Raw genomic sequence first — 13,300 nt, forward strand, 5'->3', positions numbered from 1 at the left:
GCAAACTGGAAAAGTTTTTTGATTTTCATTTAATAATTAATGCTGCTTGTTTTATAACAGATTCCGGAATTTGGATTTCTAACCTTTTAGCAAGCGTTAGGTTTAAGGCAAGCTTTTCCGGAACATATTTTTCAATGGGAATTTTTATAATTTGTTCTCCATCTAAAAATCTTGTAAAAAGTTTTGCAGCTTTCACTCCAACGTCATGGTAATCTGCTCCCAGAGAAATTAATGCGCCGGCATTTACATCATCCGGTGTGTTTGTGAAATATGGGATTTTATTTTTAGCCATCATTTTGGCAATTGAAGGAACAACCATTGTAACTGTAACATCACCTGAAGTAAGGAACAAATCAACTTTTTTATTTATCAAGGATTTTACAGCTTCGTCAATCTCATTGGAATTGGTGATAGTTCTTTCAATTAATTCAAATCCATATTTGGAGGCAGCATTTCTTGCCATAATTGTACAGAACTCGGAATTCGATTCTGCCGGATTCCACACAATTCCAATCGTTTTTGCATGTGGAAATATTTCACGCATTAATTTAATTGTTGATGCTACCGGTTGCGGAGTTGCTAAACCGGTAACGTTTTTAGCGTGAGTAGTGTATGATTTTGCTAATCCAGATTTAATTGGATCTGTAACCGCACAAAAAATATGTGGAATTATTTTATTATTGTTTGCTGTTATCTGCGTTGCAACTGTAGAAACTGAAATGATGTAATCATATTTTTTACTAACAATATCCTTGGCAACAGATTGCGCTACTCCAAAATCTCCGTTGGCATTTTTTTTATCAACTACGATATTAAATTTTTTCAGCACACCGGAATTTGTTAGCTCGTCCAAAACACCCTGCGCAGTAGCATTTAATAAACTATTATCTGTGAACTGAAACAATGCGAGTTTTTTAAGAGTAACTTGATTTTCTTCTGATGGAAAAATTTCTACTTTTTTAGTAATAATCCCATTTTCAAGTTTTGCTGTTGCCTGGTTTAAAACATCATCTGGAATTTTAATGTTCAGCTTTTTTGCTTCATCCAGGTTTACACCAACTGTTGTTATTTTATAATTTTCGTAAGGAATTTCCGCCGGACTTTTACCTTTGATAATTTTGTCAACCATCCACGCTGCCTGCATTCCGCTTGAAAGATATTCATAACCATAAACTATAAGTGCGCCATCCTGCATTCTTTCAACATCATTAGAAAAGATTGGAATTTTTTTTGCTCTCGCAGCTTTTACAATCGATTCGAAAGATGCATAAACATTTATGTCGGGGATAAGGAAAAAAGCATCAATTGATTTGGCGGTTAAAGACTGTGCTGCCTGGTAGACTTCGCCCGAACTGGTAATTGTTGCGCCTGCAAAGGAAATATTTTTATCTTCGGCAATATATTTTTTCAATTGATTTATATTATGGACAGAATTGGGAAAAGCAGCATTCCAGATTGCTCCAAGTTTTAATTTCCCACCGTAAATTTTTCTAACTATTTGTAGAAGTTCTTTCATCGGCGCAGTTCCATATACTCCGGTTACGTTTGCAGGGTGATCCGTATTTGTTTTGCCAACTCCAATAATAAACGGATTTGCAACTGTTGCAAATACAATTGGTTTGTTCTTTATTTTTTTAACCGCAGTTTGTGTGCTTGGTGTAGAAATAGTAACATAAATATCAATATTTTGATTAATATAATTATCGATAATGGTGCTTAACGTTGGAATGTCTCCATTAGCATTTTGCTCGATGATCTTACAATTCTTGCCATCCTCATAACCAAGTTTTTTCATCTCTCTAATAAAACCATCACGGGTTAAAGTTAAGATTTCAGCATCGTTTGGAATTACGATTCCTATCTTTACAAACTTAGTTTCGTTATTATTAATGAAGAATAGCTTAGACATTAAAAGAACAATTAAAACAAGAACAACTATTGATGCACCAGCCAAAATACTTTTCTTTTTTCTTTGAAAGAATGATTTGTTCAATTTCAATTTTTTTAGTCCGAATGCACCCGAAGCCACAAGTGTAAATAAAACAAAAACAGCTGTAATTAGTTTTAAATCATTTGGATCCAAACCAACAAAAAGAGCAAGTGCAACCATCAGGCGGAAAATTATTGAGCCAACTATTACGCTTAACACCTTAATGTAAATTGAACGGCTTTTCAGAATTGCTTCACCAATAATTACAGAAGCCAAGCTGAAAACAATTGCGCCGACTCCCATTCCGATATCTGAAAACCCTTGGTATTGTGCAACAAGTCCACCGGAAATTCCTACAAGTCCGTTTGCCATTGATATTCCAAATACTTTCATAAACTCAACATTAACACCAGAAGCTGAAACCATAATTGGGTTATCACCGGTTGCACGCATTGCAATTCCAAAATCAGTTTTAAAGAAAAGTGAAACAATAATCCATATCAAAATCATTATGCAAAGAAGACATAAGCATAACCAGAGTTCGGGATTCAGATTCGGATTAATGCTGTCAAAAAATGAAATGAAACTTGGACTATTTAATAGTGGAATATTAGACTTACCCATTAATCTTAAATTGATGGAGTAAAGCCCGGTCATCACCAAAATTCCGGAAAGCAATCCATTTATTTTAAAACGGGTGTGAATGATGCCAGTTATAAATCCAGCAGCGGCTCCAGCCAAAAATGAAATTGGTAAAACAAGAAAAGGATTCATACCGGAAATTATCAATACAGAAGCAACCGAAGCGCCGGTAGTAAAACTTCCATCAACTGTAATATCCGGGAACTCGTAAATTTTATATGTTATAAAAACGCCAAGAGCCATAAAGCTGTAAAGCAGTCCTAAGTTAACAGCACCAAGCCATAATTCCATTATCCTTCCTCCAGCTCAATTATGGCAAAAATTCCATTCTTGAACATTGATTTTCCCAGTGTGTGCTGAACTTTAAGAATCTGAAGTTCGGTTAAAACACGATTAAGTTCGCTATCAAATTCTTTGATGTTTTTGTTTATCGATCCTTTCTCAAAAACATTTCCATGAAAATGAAAATTACTATCACCGGTAAAAATGGCGGCTGTGTTTTCAATTAGTTTTGATTTATCCTTTACAACTACACCAATAGCGGATATAATATTATTTACATTCGAAGCTTCAATTGGAAAATCAACCCACTCAGTAAAATTTTTCTGATCAAAAATATTTTCACCGGCAATTTTATTTTCGCTAATTGGAATTTTCCTTAAGTGCATCCCCAAAAATCCAGCGCTTTCTGCAAGGAGAACTATTCCAAAAAGATTTGCAGTTGAAAAATCGCGGGCAATTGAAACGACTTCATTAAGTGTTGCTGGATTATTTTCTCTTCCAAATTTAATTACTGCTGAATACGAACCGTTGAATCCAAATCCATATAAAAAATTGTACATAATTTTGGAATCAGATTGACCAAACAGCATAAAATCCACAAATGAATTTTTCCTTGCTGGAAAGGAAAAGAAATTTCTTTTAATTACCAGGGATTCTCCGAATAAATTTTTATAATCCTCGTAAGATTCGCCAAGCGCTGCCAAACCGGCGCCATATTCTATTTCATTTGCGTTTATACTTATTACATCTTTTGAACTATAATCAGAGGAGCTCAATTTAGATTGATTTCCAATATTAAAAAGTTTTCCTGGCAGGGAAGTGTACTTTAAATATTCGATCGGGATATCATTTAGTTGCAGCTTTCCGGATTCTTCCTTTTCACTCAAATCAATTATTTCTGGAAGTTCATTTTTTGATTTTGCCAATCGGAAGACCTGGTTTAATCCGCTTATCCGGAAAACATCCAGAACTGAAGGAGTTAGAGAAAACAAAATTAATTCCCCGCCAATTTTTTTTAGATTTTTTTGAGTGCCCACGAAAATACGCAATCCAGCGCTGCTAATATAGTTTACACCTGTAAAATCAATTAGTAAAGTTCTTTCCCCTTTGGAAATTTGTTTTTCAAATTCCATTTCAATGTCGTAGGCGGTTATTCCATCAATTCTTCCTGTAGGTTCTAATGTTTTGTAATTGCCAAGTTGAGTAATACTAATTTGCAGCATGATTTGTCCGTTTATAAATCAAATAAATTATATTTTTCTCATCAAAATTATTTTCCAGTCGATTCCATAAAGATTCATTTTCTTCCAGAAAATTTCTTTCTTTTTATTCACCGTTTGTTTAACAGGGAAATCCAATTCACCGCTTCCTTCATTCTGGGAGATGATGTTTTTAACTGATTTAGTAAAACTATCCTTGTAAGAAAAAGGATCATCTTCAATTAAATTCTTTCCAATTAAAGTGGGGAGACTATTATAAATTATCTTTCCGGTGTTTTCTATTATTAAAAGATCAATTGATTTATTCTGAATAGAAACTTCCTGTAAATTTTTAAGAAATGATTCCGGACGAATTAAGATACTGATTGCACCAAGATGCTTATTATTTTTTAATGCCGGGTATTCAAAGTCCAATGCATAAAATCCTTCCACAGCCTTAAATAAGTTACTTAAAACCGGCTGCCTGGTATCTCTCAGACGGAACACCTGTTCCTGTTTACTTATATCGGCGCCTTCAAATTCTTTATAAGTTTTCGGCTCAAGGAATTTCATTTTGCCATCTGGAGTAACAAATGCACAATCGATGCAATAAATAAAATCATTGTAAAGCTCAATTAGTTGTTCCCGGGTTTCTTTTTCATCAATGTTAGAATTGGCAACAGCTTCTGCTTTTTTTGCAATTTCAATTTTCATCGATTGGAAAACTGAATCAATGGATTTTTCAACGTTAGAAAAAGTTAAATTTATTTCTTTATCAGGCTGGATAGATTTTTGGCAACCGGCGGAAAATAAAACAAAAAAAATAAATAGTGCTGAAGTAGTTTTTCCCATTGTAAGAATCTCCAGAATGCTAATTTGTTGTTCGATAATTTTCTTATCCAAGCTCAAAAGTTGTATTTCCAAAAACCTTGTTCAGATTAATCTTTGGTTCACCTTTGTAGTACATTCGTGCGCATTCAAAAACATATTTCATATTGTACTTACGCACAAGAGCGGTAGCAAAATCATTTGCTTCCGGAATATCAAGATAAATTTCTTTTCCATCAGCAAACTCAGCAAGACTTAGAAATAATTTTTCAGCAGCGTTAGCATTTTCTGCAAATAAAGGTCCAATCTTAAATCCAACCCGGCACGGACGAATTACTCCGTATCCAATGATTTTGTTTTCCGCCAAAATTACTTTTGCAGAAATATTCGGCTGAGTAAGCCAGCATTTTAAAAATGTTGGACGAGGGGCGGGAAACATTTCGTTATCATATTTTAAAACATCCTCAAACGGAACATCATTCAAATCAATTACATCGCTGTATGTTTTTCCAATTAAATTATTAGCTACATATCTTAACTGTCGATAGGCAAATTTGTATCCTGATTTTTTATAATTTACTTGCTGTTCTACAACGCCATCCATTCCGGATGTTAATCCACCTAAATAGTTAAAAGCATGTTGCCAGATTTTAATTCCGTATCCTTGTGCGCGATATTTTTTTTTTACAATGTAGAAACCCATAAATCCAAATTTGTTTCCATACTTAACCGCAGATTTGCATGCAATAATTTCTCCATCAAGTTCACCAACGAAAAATCCGTTTGGATCTGTTTTAAAAAAACAATCGCCATCGTTTAATCCAGGATTCCATCCTTCCTGTGCTGCCAGTTCAATGGCAAAATCCATTTCTTCAGATTGTAAATTTCGTACGATAAAACTCATTTCTAATTCTCAAACCATCTAAGCAAATTTTGGTAAAGATATTCTAAAAGTTGCACCTTCATTTATTTTACTTTTAGCTTCGATTGCTCCGCCATTCTTTTCTACAAGTTCCTTTACAATTAACAATCCTAAACCGGTTCCTTTTTCCTTATCAGTTCCTAAAGTTGAAAGATGCTTATCCAATTTGAATAGATTTGTTATATCTTTTTCCTGGATACCAACACCGGTATCTTTAATGCTTATTACTACCTTATCCAATGCTTTAGACAAACTGATAGTAATTTTGCCGTCCCTCGGAGTAAATTTAATTGCATTCGATAGCAGGTTTTGTATTATGGAGTGAATCATCGTTTCATCTGCATAAATGTAAAAAGTATCTTTGTAACGAAAGATGATATTGATATTTTTGGCAGCCGCATTCGGTGATAAAAGATTTATAACTTCGTGAATAAGTTCGGTTATATTTATTTTACACGGATTAAATGATTGTTTTCCAATACTAATCCAGGACCATTGCAGCAAATTATTTAAAAGTTTAAAAATTGCATTTGCCGAATTATGAATTTCCCTGGAATAATTCCGCAGTTCATCAGTTGTTAAAGAATTAAATTCTTCATTTAGCATTTGTGAAAAACCAAGCAATCCTGTAAACGGGCTTTTCAAATCGTGGGCTATAATTGAAAAGAATTTATCCTTGCTGGCATTCAGTTCCCCAAGTTCATCAGAGAATTTTTGTATTTCTTCTTCATGTTTCAATCTTTCGGTAATATCTCTAAAGTTAGTACAAACAGCTTTTTCATTTCCCCATTCAATAATATTTATTGTTAAATCCATATTGCAGAAAGCACCATCTTTTTTAAGAACTTTTCTGGCTGCAAGTACGGACCCAAAAATTTCCAAATCATTTAATTTTTTTTCTGGAAACTGATTTATTGGTTCGGGTAATAAAACAGAGTAATGCTTTCCAATTAATTCTTGTGGATTGTAACCTAAAAGTATTTTGGAGGATTTGCTGATATCTAAAATTTTGCCAGCTTTACCATCGGTAATCATTACAACATCCAGCGACCCATCAAAAATAATTTTATATTTTTTAAGTTCGTTTGAGATTGCAATATTAGAAAACTCCAAATCTTTAAATTGTGTTTCTAATAGCTCAATTTTAGATTTTAATATTTCAATATCGTCAACTATAAAAGACATTTTAAAAACCAAAGTTTAATTTAGATTAATCAAGCAGTACCCATTTATATACATCACCTTGTTTTCGAACACCCCAGTAAGCATAATAACCAAACATTCTATCACCGGCGTTATTCAATGTGGTTGCCCCGGTTAATCCATAATATGAGTTAGCAGTTTGCTGAAAAACTTTTTTTAAGAATTGAAAATCATCGGCTCCATCTATCGATAAATAAGCAATTGCAACTATCCAAAGCGCATCATACGCAGCTAAACCGAAAGCATCCGGCTGATAACCAATTTCACTTTCAATTTGATTTACTATTGGTTGCCATTTGAATTTGTTTGATTGGTCAAGTCCATATGTTGGACATGGATACTTCGTCATTTCCGCAAATCGAGCGGCAGTTGTATCAGCAATTAGTTTTTCATTTAAAACCATCCCATCACTTCCATACCATTTTACAGAATTTAAGACTGTATCCGTAATTGCCTGCTTAAAAATATTTATTACCGCATCAAAACCGGTGATGTAAACACCAACACCTGCTTTACCATACAATGCTTGTTGTTGAAGTATTTCCGCCCTTATAGTTTGAAGATAAGATGCAAAATTAACCGTGGCAGGATCATACACAACACCTTGCGTAACGGTGCCGCCAAGATTTATAAAACTGGCTTTTGCTGCAATTTGTAATCCCTGGTTACCGGCATCATTTCCACCAAAAGGAATATATGTTTTCATTCCTTCACTCCACATAAGCTGTGCTATCGCCGCTCCTTCAATAGAATCGGAAGGACAGAACCGGAAAATATTATCGCCGGGTATTGCTAAGTTACCGGCAGTGCTTCCCTGGCTTAAAACCAAAATGTTATTTTGGTCAGCAAATTTTTTAATTGCAGAAACTTCTTTACTGGATTGCGGTCCGATTATAAATCTTACTCCTGAAGCAGAAAGACTTTTAATTTTTTGTAAAGCAATGGTTGTATCAAGTTTGGTATCTTCAATTTTTAATTTTAACCGAATGTTTGAAGAAATTGATGCGAGGTAGTTGTTAATATCTTTAGTTGCAATGTTTAATGCTGCTTCGCTTGCTTTACCTAATGAAGACCAATCGCCGGTTAAAGATAGTAATGCACCAACAGTTATTTCTTTATTTCCAGTTGATTGGATAGGGGATGTATTTTCATCTGAGCATGACAAAAAGTTGATTGTAATAAATACAGCCAAAACCAGTAAAGAAATCACCTTAACTTTTAAAAATGAAATAATTCTTTTCACGTTGGACTCCTTCTTTATACCAATTGAATAAAAATTTCCTTTAAGCGAACTAAGATTATCATTAGTAAAAATCAAAAAGATTAAAGTTGATTTAATGCCGCAGATAAATCGGGGTAAATTGGAAATATGGCAGTAAAGCCAGCTATTTCGAAAACCTCTTTAATATAATCTTGCAGAGAACAAAGAATAATTTTTCCGTTTGCATTTTTTAGTTTTTTAGCACCAACTAAAAGAACTCTTAATCCTGCGCTGCTAATGTAATCCATCTTGGAGCACTCAATCACAATCTTCAGAGTTCCGCCATCAATTTCCGCAATCAGCTTTTGTTCTAAAGGTGTTGAAGTATTTGAATCGAGCTTACCGTGTATCTCCAAAATTAGAATATCATTTTTTTTACTTTCAACTATTTCCACTTTATAAACTCCTTTTAAGAATTTTAGATAATTTTTTTCTTCAGAATCGTAATATTTTTATTCTCTTTCCTTTCATATTTAATTTCATCAATTAATGTCCGTACCAGGTGAAGACCCAGTCCTCCAATCGGTTTTTCGTCTAATGGTATATCGGGCTTTACTTCAGTGCTTTCCAATATATTAAAAAGATTGGCATCATCTTGAACGGTAGCTATAATATAACCATCGCTTATTTCCAGCTTAAGTAAAATCTGGTGGACTGAGTCATCTGAATAACCGTATGATATTGTATTTGTGATAATTTCATCGAGTGATAAATTTATTGTATTAATTAATGTTGCAGGTAAGTTATAAGATTTACCAAAATCATCTATAATTTCACCCAACCTGGTAATTTCATTTATGTTGTTTGAAAAAATAGTTTCAATAAATTTTTCGTTTGCCATCTTTATGCATTCCCAAGATACTTAATTGCAAGTACAGTTATATCATCTGATTGCTGTACACCAACAGAATAATTATGAACATCTTTAACAATAAATTTACACAAGTCAGTTACATTCAGATTGAAATTTTCCTCAAGTCTGGAGATCAATCTTTGCTCGGAATACAAATCTTCCTTATAATCGAAGGCTTCTGTAACCCCATCCGTAAAGAGAAATAAACTATCATTTGGTTTTAGAGTAATTTTCTTTACAGCAAAAGGAAGGCTCTCAATTATTCCAAGTGCAATTCCACCTGTCATTTCAAGTTCTTCAACTTTACCTTCATTCCAAATTATGTATGGTGGGTTGTGTCCGCCATTTGCATATTCAATTTCACCGGTAGTAGTATTTAGTATGCCATAAAAAAGTGTTACAAACATAGAAGCAATACTTTCCGGGCAAAGTAAATTGTTAACGTGTGCAATACAATCTCCGGGTGAAAGTCCCTTTAAAGCGGTAGCTTTTAATAAAGTTCTGCTTACTGCCATAAAAATGGCAGCCGGAACGCCTTTTCCGGACACATCAGCAATTACAAATCCAAGTCTGTTATTGTCAATCATAAAAAAGTCAAAGAAATCACCACCGACTTCTTTTGCTGCGTTCATAGAAGCAAATATTTCAAATTCTTTTCTATCAGGAAAGGGAGGAAAAACCTTTGGTAATATTGCTTCCTGAATACTGCGGGCAATTGTTAGATCGTGCTGGATTGCAATTAACTGGTCATGTTCCTTTTGAAAATTTCTTAGCAAGTCAAGTTCCAGAATCGTTTTATTTATTGTAGTTTCCAGGTCAGTAAAATCAACTGGCTTTGTTACAAAGTCAAAAGCGCCGCGGTTCATTGCAGTTCTAATATTATCCATATCACCATAAGCAGAAACAATTACTGTTCGAAGAGCAGGGTTTTTTAATTCATTCAATCTTGCCAGCAAAGTCAATCCGTCCATTTCAGGCATATTAATGTCTGTAAGAATAAGTCCAATGTCCGGGTGTTCTAATAATTTAGTAAGAGCTTGCAAACCGTTGTATGCAAAAACAAAATCATATTCATTATCCCGAATCTTTTTTCTGAATCTTTGTCTTATTAACGATTCCAGATCCGGTTCATCATCAACAACCATAATTTTTTCGGGCATCACTTCCTCGTATTTATGTATTTATAGAAATTATTGCATTTTTCAATTCATCAAAGTCGATTGGTTTTGTAAGGTATTTATCGGCTCCGTACCGGATGGCTTTACTGTGTTTTTCTTCATCATCGTAAGCGGTAATCATAAATACTTTCAGGTGCGGAAATTTTTCTTTAATAACTTTCAGTAATTCCAAACCTGTCATACCAGGCATGTTAATATCTGAAAGAATAAGAACCACTTCGGCAGAACTTGTTGAGTTTAGGAATTTGATTGCGTCTTCGGCAGAAAATGCAAAGCAAAATTCTATTTTCTCATCTTTCAATTCATTCTTAAATTTTTGCTTAAACAACGATTGAATATCAAGTTCATCATCGACCACTAAAATTTTCATTATTTATCACGTTAAGTTTTTGGGTAGAGTAATTATAAATTCTGCAAAACTGCCTTCATCCGATTCAACTTTTATCTCGCCTTTGTGCTCCTGTACAATAATATCGAAGCTGAGAGATAATCCTAAACCGGTTCCTTTTCCTGTTGGCTTTGTGGTAAAAAACGGGTTGAAGATTTTATCCAGAACTTCTTTTGGAATTCCTTTCCCGTTGTCGCGTATTCTCACTTCAATTTTATTATCGAGATTTTTGGTGGTTATTGTTAAAGTTGGAGAATAGTTATCTCTTTTTTCTTTTTTCTTTTCGTTTACTGAGTAACAGGCATTGTTGATTGTATTCAAAAATACTCTGCTTAAATTTTGGGGAACAACATTTATTTGCTCAAGTGTTTGATCATAATTGGTTTCTATTTTAACATTGAATGCAGAATCCTGAGCCCGGAAACCGTGGTAAGCAAGATTAACATATTCTGCCAAAAGATTATTGATATCAGTTTTTTGAAATTCCCCTGACTTACCACGTGAATGCAGAAGCATTCCTTTCACAATACTATCAGCTCGTTTACCGTGTTCATTAATCTTTCTTACGTTCTGCTCTAAATCGTTTAAAATCTCATTTACATACTCAACTGTTTTTGTTTCAATGTTATCCTTCTGATTTTCAAATTCCACTCTAAGTTCCTTCGCAAGATCGATTGAAAGTTCGGAGAAATTATTTACAAAGTTCAGCGGATTTTTAATCTCGTGCGCAATACCTGCCGTTAACTGCCCAAGCGAAGCCATCTTTTCAGCTTGAACCAACTGAGCCTGAGCTTCTTTTAATTCTTTATGTGCTGCATTAATAGCTTCATAGGCAAAAGCATTATCCAATGCAATAGCGGTATAAGTGGCAAGGTTATTCATTATATCATAATGGATTTGATCATATACATTTTTTTCAAAGCTTTGAACAGAAATAGCTCCTATAACTCTATTTTCAACTACCAATGGAAAGTAAATCATTGATGAGGAATAACCGCCAACCTTAGGTTTAACTCTTTGTGGAATGTAGCGAGCATATTCTTCATCTACATCATTCATAAAAACTGGTTTACGATTATCCACACACCAAACTGCAAACCTGTTTTTATCTTCCATACTAAAACTGAATTGTGGAAGTGTTTCTCCTCTTTCTATGGAGAGTTTGCATTCAAGTTGATTTTCTTTTTTGTTGTAAACTAAAATCAGGAATATAGTTGCATCCAGCAATGAGTTTACGCTTTCATAAACCATGTTAAAGATCAGTTCAAGGTTAAGAGTTGATGTAATTTTCTGACCAATCTCACTAAGTGTTTTAACATTTTTGTATGCGGAATCGAGTTTAAGATTTTTATCTTTTAACTCAATTGTTCTTTGTTCAACTTTTTCTTCCAACGTGTGGCTATAATCTTCTAATTCATCATTTGCAGTTTTTAATTTCTGGATTGTATCTCTAAGCGCTTTCTGCATAGAAATGAAGGACTGGTTAAGTTTGCCAATTTCATCCCTGGATTTTATTTCTGGAAGTTTAACATCAAAGTTGCCGGCAGAAAATTCCTTTGTTGCTGTTGCAAGCTGTCTTAATGATCCGGTTATTGAACGGGAAATGAGGATAACCACAATTAATAAAAATAATCCTCCGCCAACACCCAGGATAAAAACGGTTTCACTTAGATTTGTAACATCAGCTGTCAATTCATCAATTGGGTATACAATCCCCAATGACCAGCCATTTACAGTTATAGGCGCATAAGAAATCCAACTTGCCTTTCCACTCTTAAGACTTTTATAATCCGGCTTTTCAAATCCAGTTTTACCCTGAATCATTTTTCTTCCAATTTCTCTTAAGGCTGGATAATTCCGATCTTCGGCAATACTAAAAATGGTTTCATTCATTATTGTTTCTTTAATAGGATGAGTTACCAACTTGCCGGTTTTAGAAATCATAAATCCATACCCGGATTTGGATACTCTAATGGAGGAAACAATTTTCTGAAGCCAATCGAGAGAAACATCCGCGGTAATTATACCAATAAATTTCTTTTCACCTTTAATAGTTTTGTAAATTGGAACGGCATAAGTGGACATTACAATATTACCACCACCTTCATCTAAATAAGGTTCGCTCCAGATTGGTTTGTTAAGCTCTTTTGGTATTTGGTACCAATCCATATGTGGATAATCATATGAACCATCGCCAAGGTTGGTGTATTTTATTTGTTCGTTGTATTTATAATAATAAGGGGCAAAGTATTTTATATTCCGGGAAAACTCATACGGTTCAAAAGCAATTGTTACACCAAATATTTCAATATTGTTTTCAACTATCAAGCGAATAGTTTGAAGAAGATTTTCTTTAGAGTAATTTGAATTTTGAATAAGGATGGCAAAATTGTCCGGAACTTTTGCTACGGAATTTAGCACTTTCTCTAACTTAACAACCGTACTTGATGTAAAATTTCTCGCATTCTCTTCAATGTTTTTTTCAATTATGTTTTTGGAAACTTTGTAGTTATATAAAAAAATTACTGCAAAAACGAGTGAAATACTGGAGAAGATCAGAAGGATCATCTTAAAAGCTAATCCTCTGTTAATTAAAATCTTTTTCATTTTTTCC

General features: G+C 33.9%; 11 protein-coding genes. All 11 read right to left on the bottom strand.

All coding sequences use genetic code 11. The features are described from left to right. Positions 1-25: 25 nt before the first annotated feature. Complete coding sequence (locus tag NTX22_18275; GenBank protein ID MCX6152478.1) at positions 26-2,863, bottom strand: hypothetical protein; 2,838 nt, start codon at positions 2,861-2,863, stop codon at positions 26-28. Continuing rightward, entirely contained in the window at positions 2,863-4,077 is a 1,215-nt protein-coding gene (locus NTX22_18280) for an STAS domain-containing protein (GenBank protein MCX6152479.1), read from the bottom strand. The genes NTX22_18275 and NTX22_18280 overlap by 1 nt, the downstream gene beginning before the upstream one ends. A gap of 27 nt (positions 4,078-4,104) precedes the next feature. Beyond that, the gene (locus tag NTX22_18285) at positions 4,105-4,956 is read right to left on the bottom strand and encodes a hypothetical protein (GenBank protein ID MCX6152480.1); all 852 of its coding nucleotides are present in this window, start codon (positions 4,954-4,956) and stop codon (positions 4,105-4,107) included. Continuing rightward, positions 4,949-5,785, bottom strand: coding sequence for a GNAT family N-acetyltransferase (locus NTX22_18290; protein ID MCX6152481.1), 837 nt, complete (start codon positions 5,783-5,785; stop codon positions 4,949-4,951). Before NTX22_18290 ends, NTX22_18285 begins: the two co-directional genes overlap by 8 nt. An 18-nt stretch (positions 5,786-5,803) precedes the next feature. Further along, positions 5,804-6,988, bottom strand: coding sequence for a PAS domain-containing sensor histidine kinase (locus tag NTX22_18295; protein MCX6152482.1), 1,185 nt, complete (start codon positions 6,986-6,988; stop codon positions 5,804-5,806). Between the two features lie 25 nt (positions 6,989-7,013). Beyond that, positions 7,014-8,249: a penicillin-binding protein activator gene (locus NTX22_18300; protein ID MCX6152483.1), complete on the bottom strand. Its 1,236-nt coding sequence runs from the start codon at positions 8,247-8,249 to the stop codon at positions 7,014-7,016. 80 nt (positions 8,250-8,329) lie between these two features. Further along, on the bottom strand, positions 8,330-8,662 hold the full coding sequence (locus tag NTX22_18305; GenBank protein ID MCX6152484.1) for an STAS domain-containing protein: 333 nt from the start codon (positions 8,660-8,662) through the stop codon (positions 8,330-8,332). A gap of 23 nt (positions 8,663-8,685) precedes the next feature. Beyond that, positions 8,686-9,108, bottom strand: coding sequence for an ATP-binding protein (locus NTX22_18310; protein ID MCX6152485.1), 423 nt, complete (start codon positions 9,106-9,108; stop codon positions 8,686-8,688). Between the two features lie 2 nt (positions 9,109-9,110). Further along, on the bottom strand, positions 9,111-10,280 hold the full coding sequence (locus NTX22_18315; protein MCX6152486.1) for a SpoIIE family protein phosphatase: 1,170 nt from the start codon (positions 10,278-10,280) through the stop codon (positions 9,111-9,113). Between the two features lie 13 nt (positions 10,281-10,293). Continuing rightward, entirely contained in the window at positions 10,294-10,668 is a 375-nt protein-coding gene (locus NTX22_18320) for a response regulator (protein MCX6152487.1), read from the bottom strand. A gap of 6 nt (positions 10,669-10,674) precedes the next feature. After that, entirely contained in the window at positions 10,675-13,293 is a 2,619-nt protein-coding gene (locus tag NTX22_18325) for a cache domain-containing protein (protein ID MCX6152488.1), read from the bottom strand. Between the last annotated feature and the right edge of the window lie 7 nt (positions 13,294-13,300).

It is taken from the genome of Ignavibacteriales bacterium (assembly GCA_026390815.1).
GTDB lineage: Bacteria > Bacteroidota > Ignavibacteria > Ignavibacteriales > SURF-24 > JAPLFH01.